Consider the following 20715-nt stretch of genomic DNA (forward strand, 5'->3'; position numbering starts at 1 on the left):
GGCAGGGGCCCGGACGCACGGACGCCCGGCACCCCCGTTCGGGGGCACCGGGCGTCCGGGTACGGCGTATCAGACTCAGGCGTCGGCCGGGGTCGCGCCGGCGGGCTGGTTGGACTCGTTCGAGCCACCCTGCCCGCCACCGCTGTTGCCACGGCCGCGACCGCCACGACGGCGGTTGCGCGGGCGGCGTTCGCCACCCTCACCCTGGCCACCGGTGTCCTCGGACCCGGTGCCCTGCGCGGAACCGTCGTCCTCAGCGGCGACGGCCGTGGTGTCGTCCGCAGCGGTCTCGGGAACGGTGCTGACCGGAGCGGCGTCGGCCACGGGGGCCGGCTCCGCGGCGGCGGGGGCGGCCTCGGCAGCAGCCGACACGTCCTCGACGACGGCCAGCGACAGCTTGCCGCGCGGGTCGACCTCCTTGAGCTCGACCTGCACCTTCTGACCGATCTTCAGCACGTCCTCGACGTTGTCGATGCGCTTGCCGCCGACGAGCTTGCGCACCTCGGAGATGTGCAGCAGGCCGTCCTTGCCGGGCAGCAGGGAGACGAACGCGCCGAACGTCGTGGTCTTGACCACGGTGCCCAGGAAACGCTCGCCGACCTCCGGCATCTGCGGGTTGGCGATCGCGTTGACCGCGGCCCGGGCGGCCTCGGCCGACGCACCGTCGGTCGCGCCGATGTAGACCGTGCCGTCGTCCTCGATCGACAGGTCCGCGCCGGTGTCCTCCTGGATCTGGTTGATCATCTTGCCCTTCGGGCCGATGACCTCACCGATCTTGTCGACGGGCACCTTCACCGTGATGACACGCGGTGCGAAGGGGCTCATCTCGTCGGGGCCGTCGATGGCCTCGTGCATGACGTCCAGGATGTAGAGCCGGGCGTCGCGTGCCTGGGTGAGTGCACGGCCGAGCACGTCGGCGGGGATGCCGTCGAGCTTGGTGTCCAGCTGGATCGCGGTGACGAACTCCCGCGTGCCGGCGACCTTGAAGTCCATGTCGCCGAAGGCGTCCTCGGCTCCCAGGATGTCGGTCAGCGCGGCGTACTGGGTCTGTCCGTCGACCTCGGCGGAGACCAGGCCCATCGCGATGCCGGCGACCGGGGCGCGCAGCGGCACACCGGCGTTCAGCAGGGCGAGGGTGGACGCGCAGACCGAGCCCATCGAGGTGGAGCCGTTGGAGCTCAGCGCCTCGGAGACCTGACGGATCGCGTACGGGAACTCCTCGCGGGTCGGCAGCACCGGCATCAGGGCGCGCTCGGCGAGCGCTCCGTGGCCGATCTCGCGACGCTTCGGCGAACCGACGCGACCGGTCTCACCGGTGCTGTACGGCGGGAAGTTGTAGTTGTGCATGTAGCGCTTGCGCGACACCGGGCCGAGCGTGTCGAGCTGCTGCTCCATGCGCAGCATGTTGAGGGTGGTGACGCCCATGATCTGGGTCTCGCCACGCTCGAAGATCGCCGAGCCGTGCACCCGCGGGAGCACCTCGACCTCGGCGGACAGCGCACGGATGTCGGCCAGACCGCGACCGTCGATGCGCACCTTGTCGCGCAGGATCCGCTGCCGGACCTGAGCCTTCTGCAAGGCGCGGTACGCGGCGGACACCTCCTTCTCGCGACCCTCGAAGCGCTTGCCCTCGCCGGCCAGTTCGGCCTTCAGGGCGCCCTTGAGCTCCTCGATCTTGTCCTCGCGGTCCTGCTTGTCCACGATCGTGAACGCGGCGGCGACCTGCTCGGAGGCGTCCTTCTCGACGGCCTCGTAGACGTCGTCCTGGTAGTCCAGGAAGATCGGGAAGTCCTGCACGGGCTTCGCGGCCTGCGAGGCGAGCTCGGACTGCGCATCGCACAGGACGCGGATGAACTTCTTGGCCGCTTCCAGACCCTCGGCGACGATCTCCTCGGTAGGAGCAGTCTTGCCCTGGTTCTTCACCAGGTCCCAGGTCGCTTCGGTGGACTCGGCCTCGACCATCATGATCGCGACGTCGTCACCGGCGACGCGGCCGGCGACGACCATGTCGAAGGTCGAGCGCTGCGCGTCGGAGAAGTTGGGGAAGGCGACCCACTGGCCGTCGATGAGGGAGACGCGGGTGGCGCCGACCGGGCCGGAGAACGGCAGGCCGGAGATCTGCGTGGAGGCGGACGCACCGTTGATGGCGAGCACGTCGTACTGGTGGTCGGGGTTGAGCGACAGCACCGTGATGACGACCTGGACCTCGTTGCGCAGACCCTTCTTGAAGGTCGGGCGCAGCGGGCGGTCGATTAGGCGACAGGTCAAAATGGCATCCGTCGAGGGCCGTCCCTCGCGGCGGAAGAAGCTGCCGGGGATCTTGCCCGCGGCGTACATCCGCTCCTCGACGTCGACCGTCAGGGGGAAGAAGTCGAACTGGTCCTTCGGTTGCTTGCCTGCGGCCGTGGTGGACAGCAGGGTGGTCTCGTCGTCGAGGTAGCACAGCACGGAGCCGCCTGCCTGCTTGGCGAGGCGTCCGGTCTCGAACCGGACGGTGCGGGTGCCGAAGCTGCCGTTGTCGATCGTGGCTTCGGCGAAAGTGATCTCTGGACCCTCCATTGGGTCTCCTCTTCTGTTCTCTTCTGACCGGCCGGCGGATCGTCGTTGCCCGCGGCCGTTTTCTTCATCTCGGGGCGTACGGCGATGTTGCCCGCGGGCGGCAGCGCAGCGGCTGCGGCCGGCGGGGTCGACATACCCCCGAACACGCCAGAAGGCGGCCACCGCGAAGGTGACCGCCTGCTGGCGTGAAGTGGGTGATCAGCGACGTAGACCCAGTCGCTTGATGAGCGAGCGGTAACGCTCGACGTCGATGTCCTCGAGGTAGCGCAGCAGACGCTTGCGCTGGCCGACCAGGAGGAGCAGCCCGCGGCGGCTGTGGTGGTCGTGCGGGTGCTGACGCGAGTGCTCGGTGAGGTCCTTGATGCGCTGGGTCAGCATCGCGACCTGCACCTCGGGGGACCCGGTGTCACCCTCGGACGTTGCGTACTCGGACATGATCTGTGCCTTGACGGCGGTTTCCAGGGGCATCGTGAGGATGACTCCATTTCTGTGACTCGTTGCGCGGTGCTCCTGGGCATGTCCACCAGGGCGCTGTCGATCCGCGGCCGGTATACGGCGATCCCCAGAATAGCAGCGCGACAGGAGGCGCCCTAATCGGCCGAGGCCGCCACTACGCCTCCGCCGGGCCGCCTGCGAGCCGCGTCTTTCAGCTGATCGCGGCGGTGATGACGGCTGCGATGGCCAGGTGGCTGGCCGCAGTGACCCACACCGCGGGGTGCCGCTCGGTGGCGACCATCATCGCGCCGAGCTTTCCGGGCGTCAGGATGTCGAGGATGACGAAGAACACCGCCATGATCAGCATCCCGAGGATGCTGAAGACCGCGGTGCGGATGAGGCCGTCCGTCAGGTCGCCGTGGGCGCTGCGGATCGCCGCCACGATGATCGCGGCGACCGAGACCACGTTGACCGACACCAGGATGCAGGCGTTGGTGTTGCGCTGTTCCCAGATGAGCTCGTGCAGCTTGCCCGGGGTGAGCATGTCGATCATGGCGTAGCCGACGAGCATCATGCCGACGCCCACCCCGGCGTAGGCGGCGATCGCACCGACGTCGTTCCACAGATCCGAACTGGTCATCGCATCTCTCTCACTGGTCTGACGGCGGGCGTCACGGCGGGGCGGCTCCTGCTGAGGGTAGACGTGTCGGGCGTTCCCCTGCCTCGCTCACTGCGCGGCCGTTCAGCCGAGCCCCAGGTCACAGGTGAGCTGCCGCCACGCCGCGACCATGAGCGGTCCGCCGTGGCCCTCGGTGCTCTCGATGACCAACCGCGACCTCGGGAGCACGCGGTGCAGCGCGTACGCCGTCACCGCCGGTCCGCTGATGTCCCTGCGTCCGTGGACCAGCCCGACCGGTATCTCGCGCAGAGCGCCGGGGTCGGTGAGCAGCGGCGGGTCGACGAAGCCGTCATGACTCCAGTAGTGGGCGGTCAGCCGGGTGAATGCCACCTGGTAGTCGATCGGCCGCTCGCTGTGGCTGGTGGTCGGCTGCAGCAGCCCGACGTGCGCGTCCTCCCAGCGCATCCACGCCTCGGCCGCCGGGCGGTGTACGAGTGGGTCGGGGTCGGCCAGCAGACCTGCGTACGCCGTGACGAGTCGTCCCTGCCCGCGGCGGTAGCCGACGCCCGCGCGCTCGGCGTACCCGGCGTACTCATCCCACGCCTCGGGAAAGATCCGCCCGACGTGCTCGGTGATCCAGTCCACCTCCGCTCGGCCGGTGGTGGTGACCGCCATGACGCTGACCGCGAGGGTGCGTTCGGGGTGGGCGCGGCCGTAAGCGAGCCCCAGGGTCGAGCCCGACGACACCCCGGTCACGACCCAGCGCTCGATGCCGAGGTGGGTGCGCAGCGCTTCCAGATCGGCGATCAGGTGCGCCGTCGTGTTGGCGCCCAGGTCGTACGTCGGGTCGGACGCGTGCGGCGTCGACCGGCCGCAGCCGCGCTGGTCCAGGCCGATGACCCGGAAGCGGTCGTTGTCGAACCAGCCCCGGTAGCTGCCCTTGTTGAGACCGCCGCCCGGGCCGCCGTGCAGATAGACCAGAGGTACGCCGTCGAGGGCGCCGGAGTCCTCCCAGTAGACGCGGTGTCCGTCGCCGACCTCCAGCAGGCCGGTGGCTATGGGGTCCGTGTGCATGCGGTCATCGTGGCAGGCCGGCAGTGGCAGACTTGTCGCTCATGAGCCGATCCGTGCCGACTGATCGACCCAGTGAACGCGCCCGTTACGAGGCGGAGGTCGCGGCGTACGTCGCGGCCGGGGGGAACGAACAGGTCCAGCGGGTCATCACCGCGGTGCACGGGATGTCCCGTCGCCTCGCCCAGTGGTACACCCGCCAGCTGCAGGATGTCGGCCTCTCCTCCGGCGAGTGGTCGGTCATCTCCATCCTCGCCACGGCGCCCGACGGTCAGCTGACGACGCCGTCGTACCTGGCGCACGCGACCGCCATCGCGCCGTCGTCGATGACCCACCGGCTGGACCGGATGAGCGAGCGGGGGCTGCTCGAGCGCACCCCCGACAAGGAGAACCGGACCAGGATCCTCGTCGCGCTGACCGAGACGGGCTGGGAGCTGTTCAAACAGGTCATCCAGGAGTCGGACGTGATGGAGTCGGACGTGCTGGACCGGCTCGACACCACCGAGCGCGCGCGGCTGGCGACGCTGCTGGAGCAGGCGATCACCGGACTGGACGAGGCTCTCGGCGCCCGCTGACGGGGGCATGACCACGCTCACTCTGCGTTTCGGCCCGCTCGGCCCCGAACGCACGCCGCCGACCCGCGCGCACCCTGCATCTCGGCCCGCTCGGCCCCGAACGCACGCCACCGACCCGCGCCCACCCTGCGTTTCGGCCCGCTCGGCCGACGAAGGACCGTCGTAAAGGGAAACCCGGGTCCCCGCGAAGTATCGGAGCGCAGCGGAGAACGTCGTGGGGTGGTCTTCGTGGCGGGGTCCCCGCGAAGTATCGGAGCGCAGCGGAGAACTTCGTGGGGTGGTCTTCGTGGCGGGGTCCCCGCGAAGTATCGGAGCGCAGCGGAGAACTTCGTGGGGTGACTAGAACCAGATGGAGATCTCGCGGGCGGCCGACTCCGGTGAGTCCGAGCCGTGCACGATGTTGGCCTGCACCTTCTCGCCCCAGTCGCGCCCGAGGTCGCCGCGGATGGTGCCGGGCAGCGCCTTGGTCGGGTCGGTGGCGCCGGCCAGGGCGCGGAAGCCCTCGATGCAGCGGTGGCCCTCGACCACGACGAACGTGGCCGGCCCTGAGGACATGAAGTCCACGAGCGGCTCGTAGAACGGCTTGCCCTGGTGCTCCTCGTAGTGCCGGGCGAGGCGTTCGCGATCGGGGGTCGTGATGTGCAGGTCGGCCAGGACGTAGCCCTTGGACTCGATACGGCGCAGCACCTCCCCCGTCAGGCCGCGGCGGAAGCCGTCGGGTTTGACGATCACCAGGGTGCGTTCGATCTGCTCGCTCACGGGCGAAACCCTAACGGGTACGGGTCAGGTGGCCTGCAGCGCGCCGACCGACAGCAGCACGAAGAGCAGCACGGCCAGACCGATCCGGTAGAAGACGAACGGCCGCAGCGTGTGCGTGGTGAGGTAGCGCATCAGCCACGCGATGACGGCGTACCCGATGACGAACGCGAGCACCGTCGCGACGGCCACCTGGCCCCAGCCGTCCGGGTTGGGTTTGGACACCTCGCCGGCGAGCTCGAACAGGCCGGAGGACCACACCGCGGGGATCGCGAGCAGGAAGGAGTAGCGAGCAGCCGACTCCCGGCGGTAGCCCATCAGCATCCCGCCGCTCATCGTGCCGCCGGACCGAGAGACACCCGGGATCAGGGCCAGCGCCTGCCAGAGGCCGAAGAAGATGCCGTCGCGGGTGGTGAGGTCCTGCACCTGCTTGGTCTGCCGCGCGGTGCTGTCGGCATAGGCGATGACCAGCGCGAAGAGCAGCAACATGCTGGCGGTGATCCAGAGGTTGCGCGCCGGGCCTTCGATGGCGTTCTTGAAGATCAGCCCGAGGATGCCGATCGGCAGCGTGCCGATGATGACCAGCAGGAACTCCCGGGCGTCCGGGTCCGACCACGGCAGCCTGCGCCGCAGCGCGAGGACGCCGGCGCGGATGAGCCGCACGATGTCCCGCCAGAAGTAGACGAGCACCGCTGTCTCGGTGCCGAGCTGATTGATGGCGGTGAACGCCGATCCGCCGCCGTCGTTGTCGAAGAAGAGCCGACCCACGATCAGCTGATGTGCCGAGGACGAGACGGGGATGAACTCGGTCAGGCCCTGCACGATGCCGAGCAGGACCGCTTCGAGCCAACTCATGCGGTCACCGGGACCCGGACGGTCTGGACGATCGGGGTCGGGACGATCACGGTTGTCGCTCCAAGTAGTCGGCGGTCAACTGGTCCATCTTGCGGCCCTGCACCAGTGCCGTGATCCACAGCGCGAGGAAGATCACCCCCACCACGAACATCAGCGGCACCACGAAAACCGCGGCCAGCGTAGCGATCTGGACCACCCAACCCAGCGCGACACCCCAGGGGCGACGCATCGTTCCCGCCGTGACGATGCACAGCACCGCCAGCACGCCACCCACCCAGAGGTACGCCGGGTGGCCGACGCCGTCACGCGACTTGGCGATCGCGTACGCCACCAGCCCACCGAGCAGGACCACTACGACCTGGAAGGCGACCACGACGGCGGCCAGCCGACGGGTCATCCGGTCGCCCACGCCGTAGAGCAGCACGCCGCCGGGTGCGACCCGGTGGCCGGAGGTGTCCGTGCCGCTCACGTGTCGGTCGACCCGAGCAGCGCGCGCACCTCGGCCGCCGTGACCACGGATCCGGTCGCGAGCACCCCGCCCGCGACGCCGCCCTCGTCGGCGAGCTCGGCGGCCCGGTCCAGGGCCTCGGGAAGGCTCGGCACGACGAAGACCCGGTCCTCACCGAAGATCTCGGTGGCCAGCTCCCCCAGCCGGTCGGGGTTCGTCGCCCGCTCGGATCGCGTACGGGTCACGACGATCTCGTCGAGCACCGGTTCGAGCGTCTGGAGGATGGCGTCGGCGTCCTTGTCCTGCAGGATCGCCACGACGCCGACGAGCTTGGCGAAGTTGAACGAGTCCTCCAGCGCGTCGCGCAGCGCCCGAGCGCCGGCGGGGTTGTGCGCGGCATCGACGAGCACGGTCGGTGAGCGCCGCACGATCTCCAGGCGCCCCGGCGAGGTGACCCGCTCGAGCGCCTCGCGCAGCACGTCGATGTCGAGCGGCTGCTCCCCGCCGCCGACGAACGCCTCGACCGCCGCGATCGCGGTGACGACGTTGTGCGCCTGATGGTCGCCGAAGAGCGGCAGGAACAGGTCGTTGTAGTCGCCGGCGAGACCACGGACCGACACCTGCTGACCGCCGACCGCCTGGTCCCTGGCCAGCACGGAGAACTGCTCGTCCTCGCTGACGACGGTGGCGCCGACCTCCTGGGCGCGCTCGGCGATCAGCTCGTGCACGTCGGGCTCCTGGCGACCGACGACGGCGATAGCGCCCGCCTTGACGATGTCGCGCTTCTCGAGGGTGATCTCCTCGATGGTGTTGCCGAGCAGCCGCTGGTGGTCGATGTCGATCGGGGTGATGACCGCGACCTGGCCGTCGGCGACGTTCGTGGCGTCCCACCGGCCGCCGAGCCCGACCTCGACGATGGCGACGTCGACGGGCGCGTCGGCGAACGCGGCGTACGCCATCACCACCAGCAGCTCGAAGTACGTCGTGCGCGGCTCGCCGACCTCGGCCGCCCGCTGGTCGACCAGCCGCACGTACGGCAGCACGTCGTCGTACGTCGCGACGAAGCGTTCGGGGTCGATCGGTTTGCCGTTCAACGCGATCCGCTCGCGGATGTCGTGCAGGTGCGGTGAGGTGAACCGCCCCGTCGACAGGCCCATCTCGCGCAGGATGCGCTCGATGAAGCGCGTCGTGCTCGTCTTGCCGTTGGTGCCGGTCAGGTGGATCACCGGGAAGGTGCGCTGCGGCTCGCCCAGCAGCTCCATGACCTGCACGACGCGCTGCAGCGACGGCTCCGGCGTGCTCTCGGGGGTGCGGGCCAGGATCTCCCTCTCGACCTCGTGCAGCCGCTTGCGCAACTCCAACTGGGCCTCGGCCTCGCGCGCCGCTGCGTCGGGACGCCCGCTGCTCATACGTCCTCCTTCAGCACGCGGCGCACCCAGATGCTGTCCGGCACACCGGAACCCGCTGTCTCCCGCTCGTAGAACTCGAAACCGAAGTGCGCGTAGAAGCCCGCGGCGTTCTCGTTGCCGTCCAGGTAGGACAGGACCATGCTCTTCCATCCGTCGTCGGTCGCACGGCTGATCGCCGTGCGCAGCAGCCGCGAACCCACGCCGCTGCCCTGGTGCTCGGGGAGCACGTAGAGCTTCCAGAGGGCGATCTCGTCGCCGAGGGGCCCGACCACGGACACCCCGATGATCTGATCCCCGACCGCGGCGACCGTCGCCCGACCGGACCGGATGGCCGGGATGGTGGCGTCCGCGGTCCACCACTTCGCCAGGCCCATCGCCACGTAGTCGTCGCCCGCGATGGGGCCGTACGTGCTGGGCCAGGTCTGCCGTCCCACCTCGATGACCCCGAGAAGATCGTCCCCGACCGCCTCGCGGATCCGGACGCGCTGCGACACCTCCGCCGCGGTCATCGCGGACCTCCCGGTCGGCTCGGCACACTGACGGCGATGGTGACCTTCTTGCCGTCCCCGAGCTGTACGACGGTCCCGCCGGGCAGCTCGTGCCCCGCGCCGGCGGCACCGAACTGCACGGCCAGGGTCTCGCCCATGATCAGCGACTGGTGGGCGACCACGGCCTGCCACACGTCGTCGTCACCGGCGACCGACAGGCTGATCCGGTCGCTCACGTCCAGGCCCGCCTCACGGCGTTCCTGCTGCACTGCGCGGATCACGTCGCGGGCCAGCCCTTCCGCGCGCAGCTCGTCGGTCACCGCGGTGTCGAGCACGATGAAGCCACTACCTGGTAGCCCGGAGAGCATGGCCGGCACCTGGGTGGATGCCGCGTCGCCGGACACGACCGTCTCCAGGGTGTACTCACCCTCGAGCAGGGCGAGGCCGCCACTGGTCACGGAGCCGTCCTCGGCCACCGACCAGTCGCCGGACTTGCTGCCCTTGATGGCCTGCTGCACGGCCCGGCCGAGACGCGGACCAGCGGCTCGGGCGTTCACCGAGAGTCGCTGCGTGACGCCGTACTCCTCCTGGGTGGCGTCCGCCAGGTCGGCGAGCCGCACCTCGCGCACGTTGACCTCGTCGGCGATGACCCCGGTGAAATCGGCCAGCGCCTCCGGGTTGGGCACGACGACAGTGACGCTCGGCAGCGGCAGCCGGACGCGCAGCTGGTGGGCCTTGCGCAGGCTGGAGGTGGTCGAGCAGATCGCTCGCGCCCGGTCCATCGCCTCGACCAGCGCTTCGTCCCGGGGCAGGTCGTCCGCGGTCGGCCAGTCGGTCAGGTGCACCGACCGGCCACCGGTGAGCCCGCGCCAGATCTGCTCGGCCTCGAAGGGCAGCAGCGGCGCCGCGACCCGGGTCAGCACCTCCAGCGCGGTGTAGAGCGTGTCGAACGCCGCGTGCGTGGCCTCGGAACCTCGGGCCTCCGAGTCCCAGAAACGCTCCCGGGACCGGCGGATGTACCAGTTGGTGAGGACGTCGAGGAAGCCGCCGACGCTGTCGCAGGCTCCCGCGATGTCGTAGACGTCGAGCTGGGCCTGGGTCGTGTCGACCAGGTCGCGCAGCTTGGCCAGCAGGTAGCGGTCCAGCACGTCGGTGCTGGCGGTCGACCACTTCGCCTCGTAGCCGGCCGCATTCGCGTAGAGGCTGAAGAAGTACCAGCTGCTCCACAGCGGCATCATCACCTGGCGCACACCGTCGCGGATGCCCTGCTCGGTCACGACCAGGTTGCCGCCGCGCAGGATCGGGCTGGCCATGAGGAACCAGCGCATCGCGTCGGCGCCGTCGCGGTCGAAGACCTCGGACACGTCGGGGTAGTTGCCGATCGACTTCGACATCTTGGCGCCGTCGGAGCCGAGGACGATGCCATGGCAGATGACCGACTTGAACGCCGGCCGGTCGAAGAGCCCGGTCGCCAGCACGTGCAACGTGTAGAACCAGCCGCGGGTCTGGCCGATGTACTCCACGATGAAGTCGCCGGGGAAGTGGTGCTCGAACCACTCGGCGTTCTCGAACGGGTAGTGCACCTGGCCGTAGGGCATCGACCCGGAGTCGAACCACACGTCCAGCACGTCGCTCACCCGGCGCATCGTCGAATTCCCGCTGGGGTCATCGGGATTGGGCCTGGTCAGCTCGTCGATGTACGGGCGGTGCAGGTCCGGCACGCGCTCACCGGTGGTCGGGTCGATCCGCCCCGGCAGCACGCCGAAGTCGCGCTCGAGCTCCTCGAACGATCCGTAGACGTCGATGCGCGGGTGCGCCGGGTCGTCGGACTTCCACACCGGCACCGGACTGCCCCAGAAGCGGTTTCGGGTGATCGACCAGTCGCGCGCGCCCTCCAGCCACTTGCCGAACTGGCCGTCCCGCACGCCGCCGGGCACCCAGGTGATCTCCTGGTTGTGCGCGAGCATCCGCTCCTTGATCGCGGTGACCTGCACGAACCAGGACGACACCGCCATGTAGATGAGCGGGTTGCGGCAGCGCCAGCAGTGCGGGTAGCTGTGGTCGTAGGTCTCACGGCGCAGCAGCACCGTGCCGGGGGTGACCCGGCCGTGCTCGTCCGCCCCACGGGTCGCGGCCTTGAGGTCGTCGATGATGTGGGAGTTGGCGTCGAAGACCTGCATGCCCTCGTACTCGTCGACCGGCGCGGTGAAGCGACCGTCGGGGCCGACCGGGATCACCGGCTGCATGCCCTCGCGGTCGGTGACGAGCATGTCCTCCTCACCGAATGCGCCCGCGCTGTGCACGAGCCCGGTGCCGTCCTCGGTGGTGACGAAGTCGGCCTCGACGACCCGGAAGGCGTTCTCGTGGCCCAGGTAGTAGCCGAAGGGCGGGGTGTAGGTGCGCCCGAGCAGGTCGGCGCCGGTCAGTCGCTGCACGACGTGGGACTCCCAGTCGGCGTCCGAGGCGCCGAACAGATCCTTGGCGTACGACGCCGCGCGGGCCGCCGCGAGGATGTAGCGCTCGGTGGTGCCGGTGACATCGGACTCCAGCACGACATAGTCGATGTCCGGGCGCACCATGATCGCCAGGTTGGACGGCAGCGTCCACGGCGTCGTGGTCCAGATGAGGGCCAACTCCCCTGTCTCCAGACGCAACCCGACAGTGACGGCCGGGTCCTGGCGCATCTGGTAGACGTCGTCGTCCATCCGCAGCTCGTGGTTGGACAGCGGCGTCTCGTCGTTCCAGCAGTAGGGCAGCACGCGGAAGCCCTCGTAGATGAGGCCCTTGTCGTAGAGCGTCTTGAACGCCCAGGTGACCGACTCCATGTACTGCGGGTTGAGGGTCTTGTAGTCGTTCTCGAAGTCCACCCACCGGCCCATCCGGTGCACGTAGGACTCCCACTCCCCCGTGTAGCGCAGCACCGAGGCGCGCGCCGCGTCGTTGAACTTCTCGACGCCCATGTCGAGGATCTCGTCCTTGGTCTTCAGGCCGAGCTGCTTCATCGCCTCCAGCTCCGCCGGGAGCCCGTGGGTGTCCCAGCCGAAGCGTCGTTCGACCCGCTTCCCGCGCATCGTCTGGTAGCGCGGGATGAGGTCCTTGACGTAGCCGGTCAGCAGGTGGCCGTAGTGCGGCAGACCGTTGGCGAAGGGCGGGCCGTCGTAGAAGACGAACTCGTTGCTGCCGTCCTGGCCGGCATCGCGCTGCTGCACGGAGGCCTGGAAGGTGTCGTCCTTCGCCCAGTAGTCCAGCACCGCGCCCTCGATGGCCGGGAAGTCCGGGCTGGGTGCGACGCCTGAGCCGGTCGTCGCGGGGGTGCCGTCGGCGGTGGGATCGACCTTCGGGTAGGTCATGCGGGTGCGTCCTTCGGTCTGCGAATCGTCCTCTGCGCTGCCCGAGGACGACGTACGCCGGTCTGTCACCGGCGACACCGCGGTACCACCCCGCTTGCCGCACGTCTTCCGCGCTGAACGCGAACGGCGTGCGGCCGCTTGTTCCTGAGCTGTGACGGGCTCGTCCCGTCCGGGTCTACTGGGCGCCGTCGACGCTGTTCTTCCGGAAGCTCGCCGCTGATGACGGCTCGAACGCTGTGTGAACCAGTGTACGGCGTCTGCGCGGGGTCGCCCTCGCGCGGCGCACGGGCGATCCGAGGGACGGTTCTCGACGCAGTGGGGGTTCTGCGTTCTCGGCCAGTGCTGCAGTCCTGGCCGAGAACGCAAACCGACCACCTCGACCCGCACGTCCGGCGGGTCTACTCAGTCCGGCGCGACCGCGACCGCACAGCGCGCGACCGCATCCAGGCTGAAGTCACCGGTCGGCGAGCCCAGTTCGCGGAACAGCTGCGAGCGCACCGCGGCACGGTGCTGTTCGGACAGGCCGACGCAGTAGGCGCCGGCGGGCCCGACACCCGCGAGGAAGCCGGACCACAGGTCGTCGAAGTCGTCGTACGCCGCGCTCACGGTCAGCGTGCTCTCGGGCAGCACCGCCCACCCGCCCGCAGCGAACAGATCATCGATCTCGCCCGCCTGCCCGAAACGCAGGTGGCGCGACTCGTCGGGCGCCGCTGGATCGACCGCGAGCGCGGCATCCCAGAAGGCCCGCAGCATCTGCATGCCTCCCGCGGCGTCCCAGACACATACCGCCGCCCGTCCCTGCGGCCGCAGCACCCGTCGGAACTGCGCGAGCGCGCGTTGCGGATCGCCCACGAAATGCAGTACCAACTGCGCGAGGACAACGTCGACGGACGCGTCGTCGAATGGGATGTCCTCGGCGGACCCGGGACGGACGTCGACACCGGGGTAGCGGGCCGAGCACTCCTGCACGAACGGGGCGGAGGGGTCGCACGCCATCACCGAGCGGACGCCGAGCCGCTTCACGAGTTCGCCGGTCAATGCACCGGGGCCGCAGCCCACGTCGAGCACCGTCAGACCCGCGTTCACGTCGGCGGCGTCCGCGACCAGCGTGGCGAGCGGCCTGGAGTAGCGGCCCATGAAGGAGTCGTAATCACTGCCGGGGATCTGGAAGCCCCAGCCGCCGTCGACCGGCCCTTGGGGCGATGGTGGAGTCTGCATGCCGCCGTCCTCACCGCGGTGGTCACCGCTCGCCTCGAGCGGGGAATCCCATGATGCACCCGGACTGCGCTGTGCTGCGCTCATACTCGGTCCATGAGGCGCGGGGCGGGTGCGGCGGCAGCCGCGGCGGTCGCCGCCGTCGCCCTCACCGGGTGCAGCGTCAGCTTCCACGTCGGTGGCACCCGCTCCGGCACGGCCCGGGCCCCGGTCCCGCCGTCGATCGTGCACGACGGTCGCGTCTCGCTCGACTTCCGCCAGACGCCGACCCGTGCCGCCTTCGGGTTGCCAGCCGACCAGAGCTGGCGCGGGTACGAGGCCCGGTACAAACACACCTACGCCCTGTCGATCACCCTTCCCGGGGGCGTGCTGCGGCTACCCGCCCACTCGATCGACGGTGACACCGACGACGCGGGCGGTGCCGTCGACACCGACCACAGCCACCGGCCGAAGTACTTTACGGTCGACGTGCTCTACCCCTCCGAGGACGCGGCGGACACGGCCCTGGCCCAACAGTCGGCGCTGCTCGGCATCTCTCACCGCCCGTCCGCCTCGGACGCGCTGGTCGACGGATCGCCGTCGCGCGATCTCTTCGTCGAGGTGCAGCGCCAGTCGAGCCTGTCCGCCACGCTGTCGGCTCCCGGAGAGCGCTACTACTACTTCAGCTTCGACCGGTACGACAACGCTGCCGTCGCCGCCGTCCTGCACGACGGTCGGATGGACGTCGACGCGCGCACGCGACCCAGCCGGGCGCAGCTGGGCTTCCTCGACGACTACGCCCGGGCGGACATCCAGACGACTCCCCCGTCCAAGGCCCCGGTGGCGCTGACCCTGCGTACGCCGCACGGCACGGTGACGCTCGCCGTCGATTCGCTGACCTCGACCTCGGGGCGCGACGCCGACCCGCAGCTCGTCCGCCAGCGCGCGGCCCCCTCCCGCACCAGCACCACGTGGGTCGGGGCCGTGGCCGAAGCACGCGCCCAACTGGTGCGGGCCGCGCCGGCGCTGGGCCTGGCACCGTCCGCGATCTCTGCTCTGTTCGCCGGTCCCGCCGACACCGCGCACACGGTCCGGACGACGACGTCGGCGTACGACCTGGAGGTGAGCGTGCAGGCCGATCCGTCCGAGCCCGGCCCGTACGCGGCGAGCATCGGCTACCGCTTCACCTGGCGGGATCCCGCAGGTTGAGCCCGCAGGTCAGCGGCGCTGTTGGCCGACCCGCTCGTGGATGAGGTCGAGGTGGCGTACCCCGTCGCCGCGGTCGAGGTTGTCCGGGTGCACCTTGCCGCCGAGCGCCAGGATCGGGGTGAAGAAGTAGATCTCCCCCTCGCGCAGCTCGCCCTTGCGCTGCCGGGCGCCCTTGTGCGGCCCGGCGAGGTCGCGCGGGTGCGAGGACGGGCCGGGCAGGTGCTCGCCCAGGAACGCGGCCATGTCGCCGTCGATGACCGTGTTGGTGTGGAAGTGCGGGTCGAGGCAGGAGATTACGTCGCGCCCGTCGACCCGTTCGTAGTGGTAGACGTGCCCGAAGCTGGTGACGGCGAACGGGACGCTGGCGACCTGATCGCCGAGCCACACCTGCAGCGTCGACACCCAGTGGCCCGGATCGACGATCGCGAGCGCCTGGTCGCCGTAGAAACCGAGTCCGTAAGCGCGCCACAGCTCCACGAGCGCGTCCGGCAGGCGCCCCTCGGCGTACTCCAGGAACTGCGGACTCGGGACCCGCACGTCCGCACCCGGAGGGAAGGCCTGCACGAAACGGCGTACGGCGGCGCCGATGTCGCTCGCGCGCTGGTCGGACGTCTGGGTCATGGCGCGGTGTCTCCTTCGGGGGTCGGGCGGGTACGTCGACCGACGGTAGTCGATCCCGTCACCGTCGGCGGCGCAGTCGGGAGGGGTGGCGCGGCCGGTTGTCAGCGGATTCGCGGTACCCGCGTCACTTCCGCGCTGACAACCACGCGCGGCGGCCCGCGGAAAACCCCGGTGAGGGCATCGGCGCACGTCTGGGATCATTGCGGCCATGACCGAACGCCCCGCCGCAGCCCACTCCTCCGTCCCCGACCGGCCCACGGTCGACGGCCTCGAGGAGCGGTGGGGCGCGGTATGGGCGCGTGAGCAGACCTACGCGTTCGACCGCGAGCGCGCGCTGAGCCTGCCGCGCGAGCAGGTCTACTCCATCGACACCCCGCCGCCGACGGCCAGCGGCAGCCTGCACGTCGGGCACGTCTTCGGCTACACCCACACCGACTGCATGGCGCGCTACCAGCGGATGCGCGGCCGCGAGGTGTTCTACCCGATCGGATGGGACGACAACGGCCTTCCGACCGAGCGCCGCGTGCAGAACTACTACGGCGTGCGCGGGGATCACGCCGCGGCGTACGACGCCGACTTCGTGCCGCCGTTGCAGGGCGCCGAGGGCAAGTCCGTCAAGGCGGCCGACCAGGTGCCGATCAGCCGCGCGAACTTCATCCCGCTGTGCGAGGAGCTGACCGCGCGCGACGAGGAGTCGTTCGAGCAGCTCTTCCGCACGCTCGGCGTCTCCATCGACTGGCAGCACTCCTACCGCACCATCGACGACCGCTCCCGTGCCGTGGCCCAGCAGGCGTTCCTGCGCAACCTCGCCCGCGGCGAGGCCTACCAGGCCGAGGCGCCGGGACTGTGGGACGTCACCTTCCAGTCCGCGGTCGCGCAGGCGGAGGTCGAGGCGCGCGACTACCCCGGCGCGTACCACCGGATCGCCTTCCACCGCACCGACGCCGACCCGGTCTACGTCGAGACGACCCGCCCGGAGCTGCTGCCCGCCGTGGTCGCGCTCATCGCTCACCCGGACGACGAGCGGTACGCCGACCTGTTCGGTACGACGGTCACCTCGCCCCTCTTCGGGGTCGAGATCCCCGTGCTGGCTCACCCGGCCGCCGAGCCGGACAAGGGCGCCGGCATCGCGATGTGCTGCACCTTCGGCGATCTCACGGACGTGCAGTGGTGGCGCGAGCTGCAGCTGCCGATTCGCTCGGTCATCACCCGCAACGGCCGCATCCAGGGCGAGACGCCGGAGTGGATCGCGGGCGGCCCCGGGGAGGCCCTCTACGTCGACGAGCTGGCCACCAAGACGGTCTTCTCCGCCCGCAAGGCCGTCGTCGACGCGCTGATCGCGAGCGGCGACCTCGACGGCGAGCCGAAGAACACCCAGCGCAAGGCGAACTTCTTCGAGAAGGGCGACAAGCCGCTGGAGATCGTGACCAGTCGTCAGTGGTACATCCGCAACGGCGGCCGCAGCGAGGAGCTGCGCAAGGAGCTGGTGGCCCGCGGGGGCGAGATCGACTTCCACCCGGGCTTCATGCGCAGCCGCTACACCAACTGGGTGGAGGGGCTGAACGGCGACTGGCTGATCAGCCGGCAGCGGTTCTTCGGCGTTCCGTTCCCCATCTGGTACCCCATCGACGCCGATGGCGAGATCGACCACACGCGACCGATCGCGGCCGACGAGAGCCAGCTGCCGCTCGACCCGCAGGTCGACGTGCCGTCGGGCTACACCGCCGAACAGCGCGGCGTGCCCGGTGGTTTCGCCGCCGACCCCGACATCATGGACACCTGGGCGACGTCGTCGCTCACCCCGCAGATCGCTGCAGGGTGGCCTGTGACCAGCGACCCGGAGTCCCGTAACGACCCGGCGCTCTTCGACGCGATCTTCCCGATGGACCTGCGTCCGCAGGGCCACGACATCATCCGCACCTGGCTCTTCTCCTCGGTGGTGCGCAGCCACTACGAGCATGGTGAGGCGCCCTGGCGCGGCGCTGCGATCAACGGCTGGATCCTCGACCCGGACCGCAAGAAGATGTCCAAGTCCAAGGGCAACGCCGAGACTCCCCTCGACGTCGTGCTGCAGTTCGGTGCGGACGCGGTGCGCTACTGGGCGGCGTCCGCGCGGATGGGCGCCGACTCGGCGTACGACACGGGGCAGATGAAGGTCGGCCGGCGCCTGGCGATGAAACTGCTCAACGCCAGCAAGCTCGCGCTGACCATTGGCGAGTCCGACGGCGACCCGGCCGCGGTGACGCACCCCCTGGACCGCGCGATGCTCGCCGGGCTGCGCGACGTCGTCGAGGTCGCGACCCGTGGGTGGGAGAACTTCGACTACACCCGGTCGCTGGAGGTCACCGAGAGCTTCTTCTGGACCTTCTGCGACGACTACATCGAGCTGATCAAGGACCGCGCGTACGGCGCGCAGGGCGACGAGGGTGCCGCGAGCGCCCGGGCGGCCCTGCGGGTCGCGCTGTCGGTGCTGCTGCGGCTCTTCGCTCCGTTCCTGCCCTACGCCACCGAAGAGGTGTGGTCGTGGTGGCAGGAGGGTTCGGTGCACCGCGCGTCCTGGCCGACGGTCGCCGAATGCGGTGCGGCCGAAGGAGATTCACGTGCACTGCGGGTGGTCGGAGACGCCCTGGCCGGGATCCGCAAGGCCAAGTCGGACGCGAAGCTCGGCATGCGCGCGCAGGTCACCTCGATGACGCTGACCGCGCCCGCGGATGTGCAGGAGCTCATCCGCGGTGGTGAGGACGACCTGCGCGCCGCCGGCAAGGTGACCGGCATGACGTATGCCGACGGGCCGGCCCTCGCCGTACAGGACGTCGAACTGGTGCCGCCGCCCCCGCGGGGCGCCTGACCTCGATCCGCGCGCCGGTTGTCAGCGGTTTGGTGACGTATTCGCCACAGATCCGCAGACAACCGCGGTGGCAGATTACAGTCACGGCATGGTCAGCGGGGGACGCGCGACGCACCTGCAGCGACGGGTCACCCTGATCGCTGTCGGCGTCGCCGTGCTGGTCCTGGCCCTGCTGGCCGCGACGACCCGTCGTCCCGCGATCGTGCACAGCTCCTCGAGGACGACGTCCTCGACGCACCTCCCCACACTCACGACGAGATCGGCGTCGTCGTCCCCGGCCGCGACCGGCCACCGGACGTCGGGAGGCTCCGGGCTGACCGTGCTCGCGGTGCTGGTCGTGCTGCTCGCCGTGCTGCTCCTGGTCCTGGTGATCGCAGTTCTGGCGATGGGGGCCGGCCCGCTGTCGGAGGCGCTGCGCCGTCGCTGGGACCAGCGCCGATCCTCGTCGGCGAGCCGACAGCACGTCGGGTCCGCCCGGTCGGAGGTTCTGACGGAGTCCCTTCCGGATCTGCTGCGGGCTGTCGAGCAGGGGTCACCGCGGGCCGGCATCATCGCGGCCTGGGTGCGGCTGGAGGGCATCGCCGCCGACGCCGGGGTGCCGCCGCATCGCAGTGAGACGCCCGCGGAGCTGACGATCCGGGTCCTCGACGGCATGGACGTCCCCGGGCGGTGGATCCTGCGCCTCGCCGACCTCTACCGCGAAGCCCGCTTCAGCGACCATCCGATGAGCGAGGACGACCGCGCCGAGGCCGTGCACTGCCTCAACTCGCTGACCGCCGGCGAGACGGTCCGAAGCACGGACGGGAGCCGCAGTGGCCGTCAGTAGAGGTCGGTGGGCGACCCGCGTGCTGCTCGCCGTGGCTGCCGTTGCGGTCGTGGTCATCGGGGTCAGGTTGAGCAACGAGGACATCGCCGTCCTGCCGCTCGGCGCCGGGATCCTCGCCGCATGCGCGGTGTGGTGGTTCGCGGTGGACGCGGGCGCAGCGGCATCCACCGTTCGGTGGACCGAGCCGGCGGAGTACCCCGCGCACTACACCCGGGGCGACCCCGCCGCGAGCTATCTGCGCCGACTCTGTGAAGAGGCCACGTCGAACGGCCGCCGCACCTCGCCCACGGCCGCCGCGGCGTTGCAGGACGCCGTCCGCCAACTCGTGCAGGACCGCCTGGAGCAGCGCCCGCTGCGGGGCCTCCCGGCACTCGAGACGTTGCCCCCGCCGCTGGAGCGCTATCTGCGGACCGATCCCGCGCCGCGACTTCGCCCCGAGGACCTGGATCACATCGTCACATCGATCGAGGAGCTATGACCGCACCGATGACCCCCTCCGACGCCACCCGCAGGGCCGGGGAGGTGCTGGATCAGGTCGAACTCGCCGTGATCGGCAAGCGCAAGCAGCTGGAGGTCGTCCTGGCGACGATCCTGGCCGGCGGCCACGTGCTGATCGAGGACAACCCCGGTCTCGGCAAGACCCTCGCCGCACGGTCCTTCGCGCAGTCCCTGGGGCTGTCATTCGCGCGCGCCCAGTTCACCCCCGACCTGCTCCCGTCGGACCTGACTGGGTCGTTCGTCTACGACCAGGGACGCGCGGAGTTCGTCTTCCGGGAGGGACCCGTCTTCACCGGGCTGCTCCTCGCCGACGAGATCAACCGGACGCCGCCGAAGACCCAGGCCGCGCTGCTGGAGTCGATGCAGGAGCGGCAGGTGACCATCGAGGGGCAGACCTTCGCGCTCCCCCGACCGTTCCACGTCGTCGCGACGGCCAACCCGGTCGAGTACGAAGGCACCTACCCGCTTCCGGAGGCCCAGCTCGACCGCTTCCTCAGCCGCATCGCGTTCGGCTACCCGGAAGAGGCCGAGGAGATCGACGTCCTCGAACGCCGGATGGCGCGCCGCGAGGAGGCCATCACCCTCTCCCCGGTGATCGACGCGAGCGAGCTCATCGCGATGCAGGATGCCGTGGAACAGGTGCGGGTCGACCCGTCGGTGACCCAGTACTGCGTACGCCTCGCCGCAGCCACCCGGTCCCACGGCCAGCTGGCGATGGGCGCGTCGCCGCGAGGCTCGCTCGCCCTGGTCCTCCTGGCACGCTCGGTGGCCGTCGTCCGCGGTCGCGACTTCGTCACGCCGGAGGACGTCAAGAGCGTGGCGACCGCCGTGCTCGCCCACCGGGTGAGCGTCCTGCCGGAGCTGTGGATGACCTCGGTGTCCGGAGTCGACGTCGTCCGGGAGCTGCTGCAGACGGTGGCCGCCCCCTCGTCCAGGGTGCGGTCGTGACGGTCC

Annotated in this window: 18 protein-coding genes; 6 read left to right on the top strand and 12 right to left on the bottom strand. The window is 70.2% G+C overall.

Annotated features, from left to right (window positions below; translation table 11 throughout):
* Positions 1–75: 75 nt before the first annotated feature.
* The 4 genes from HNR15_RS11125 to HNR15_RS11140 form a co-directional block, all read right to left on the bottom strand.
* Positions 76–2559: a polyribonucleotide nucleotidyltransferase gene (locus HNR15_RS11125; RefSeq protein WP_179481764.1), complete on the bottom strand. Its 2484-nt coding sequence runs from the start codon at positions 2557–2559 to the stop codon at positions 76–78.
* A 198-nt stretch (positions 2560–2757) separates the two neighbouring features.
* Positions 2758–3027: a 30S ribosomal protein S15 gene (gene rpsO / locus HNR15_RS11130; protein WP_179481766.1), complete on the bottom strand. Its 270-nt coding sequence runs from the start codon at positions 3025–3027 to the stop codon at positions 2758–2760.
* Between the two features lie 178 nt (positions 3028–3205).
* Positions 3206–3634: a DUF350 domain-containing protein gene (locus tag HNR15_RS11135; RefSeq protein WP_179481768.1), complete on the bottom strand. Its 429-nt coding sequence runs from the start codon at positions 3632–3634 to the stop codon at positions 3206–3208.
* Between the two features lie 102 nt (positions 3635–3736).
* Positions 3737–4687, bottom strand: a complete 951-nt coding sequence (locus tag HNR15_RS11140) for an alpha/beta fold hydrolase (RefSeq protein WP_179481770.1) — start codon at positions 4685–4687, stop codon at positions 3737–3739.
* Positions 4688–4728: 41 nt separating this feature from the next.
* Here HNR15_RS11140 and HNR15_RS11145 point away from each other — a divergent pair, with 41 nt between their 5' ends.
* Entirely contained in the window at positions 4729–5259 is a 531-nt protein-coding gene (locus tag HNR15_RS11145; RefSeq protein WP_179481772.1) for a MarR family winged helix-turn-helix transcriptional regulator, read from the top strand.
* A gap of 339 nt (positions 5260–5598) precedes the next feature.
* On the opposite strand, the gene ndk is transcribed toward HNR15_RS11145, so the two are convergent.
* From ndk to HNR15_RS11180, 7 genes are all read right to left on the bottom strand, one after another.
* A complete protein-coding gene (gene ndk / locus HNR15_RS11150; protein ID WP_179481774.1) occupies positions 5599–6018 on the bottom strand; it encodes a nucleoside-diphosphate kinase in 420 nt (139 codons plus the stop codon).
* A 24-nt stretch (positions 6019–6042) separates the two neighbouring features.
* A complete protein-coding gene (locus tag HNR15_RS11155; RefSeq protein ID WP_179481776.1) occupies positions 6043–6870 on the bottom strand; it encodes an undecaprenyl-diphosphate phosphatase in 828 nt (275 codons plus the stop codon).
* Between the two features lie 46 nt (positions 6871–6916).
* A complete protein-coding gene (locus tag HNR15_RS11160) occupies positions 6917–7339 on the bottom strand; it encodes a DUF4233 domain-containing protein (RefSeq protein WP_233761119.1) in 423 nt (140 codons plus the stop codon).
* On the bottom strand, positions 7336–8727 hold the full coding sequence (locus HNR15_RS11165) for a bifunctional folylpolyglutamate synthase/dihydrofolate synthase (RefSeq protein ID WP_179481778.1): 1392 nt from the start codon (positions 8725–8727) through the stop codon (positions 7336–7338). Before HNR15_RS11165 ends, HNR15_RS11160 begins: the two co-directional genes overlap by 4 nt.
* Positions 8724–9236: a GNAT family N-acetyltransferase gene (locus HNR15_RS11170; protein ID WP_179481780.1), complete on the bottom strand. Its 513-nt coding sequence runs from the start codon at positions 9234–9236 to the stop codon at positions 8724–8726. The genes HNR15_RS11165 and HNR15_RS11170 overlap by 4 nt, the downstream gene beginning before the upstream one ends.
* On the bottom strand, positions 9233–12565 hold the full coding sequence (gene ileS, locus HNR15_RS11175; RefSeq protein WP_179481782.1) for an isoleucine--tRNA ligase: 3333 nt from the start codon (positions 12563–12565) through the stop codon (positions 9233–9235). The genes HNR15_RS11170 and ileS overlap by 4 nt, the downstream gene beginning before the upstream one ends.
* A gap of 402 nt (positions 12566–12967) precedes the next feature.
* Positions 12968–13867: a class I SAM-dependent methyltransferase gene (locus HNR15_RS11180; RefSeq protein ID WP_218883668.1), complete on the bottom strand. Its 900-nt coding sequence runs from the start codon at positions 13865–13867 to the stop codon at positions 12968–12970.
* A gap of 9 nt (positions 13868–13876) precedes the next feature.
* Between HNR15_RS11180 and HNR15_RS11185 the strand changes: the two genes are divergently transcribed.
* On the top strand, positions 13877–14968 hold the full coding sequence (locus tag HNR15_RS11185; RefSeq protein WP_179481784.1) for a hypothetical protein: 1092 nt from the start codon (positions 13877–13879) through the stop codon (positions 14966–14968).
* Between the two features lie 9 nt (positions 14969–14977).
* On the opposite strand, the gene HNR15_RS11190 is transcribed toward HNR15_RS11185, so the two are convergent.
* The gene (locus HNR15_RS11190) at positions 14978–15589 is read right to left on the bottom strand and encodes a GAD-like domain-containing protein (protein WP_179481785.1); all 612 of its coding nucleotides are present in this window, start codon (positions 15587–15589) and stop codon (positions 14978–14980) included.
* A 208-nt stretch (positions 15590–15797) separates the two neighbouring features.
* On the opposite strand from HNR15_RS11190, the gene valS reads away from it, so the two are divergent.
* The 4 genes from valS (at position 15798) to HNR15_RS11210 (ending at position 20709) form a co-directional block, all read left to right on the top strand.
* Positions 15798–18437 (top strand): valine--tRNA ligase, encoded by a 2640-nt coding sequence (gene valS, locus HNR15_RS11195; RefSeq protein ID WP_179481787.1) that lies wholly within the window; start codon positions 15798–15800, stop codon positions 18435–18437.
* An 88-nt stretch (positions 18438–18525) separates the two neighbouring features.
* Positions 18526–19263 carry a DUF4129 domain-containing protein gene (locus HNR15_RS11200; RefSeq protein ID WP_179481789.1) on the top strand — a complete coding sequence of 246 codons (738 nt, stop codon included), beginning with the start codon at positions 18526–18528 and terminating at the stop codon, positions 19261–19263.
* A complete protein-coding gene (locus HNR15_RS11205; protein WP_179481791.1) occupies positions 19250–19741 on the top strand; it encodes a hypothetical protein in 492 nt (163 codons plus the stop codon). Before HNR15_RS11200 ends, HNR15_RS11205 begins: the two co-directional genes overlap by 14 nt.
* Positions 19738–20709, top strand: a complete 972-nt coding sequence (locus HNR15_RS11210; RefSeq protein WP_179481793.1) for an AAA family ATPase — start codon at positions 19738–19740, stop codon at positions 20707–20709. Before HNR15_RS11205 ends, HNR15_RS11210 begins: the two co-directional genes overlap by 4 nt.
* Positions 20710–20715 lie beyond the last annotated feature (6 nt).

The organism is Allobranchiibius huperziae, assembly GCF_013410455.1.
In the GTDB taxonomy this organism is placed as follows: Bacteria; Actinomycetota; Actinomycetes; order Actinomycetales; family Dermatophilaceae; genus Allobranchiibius; species Allobranchiibius huperziae.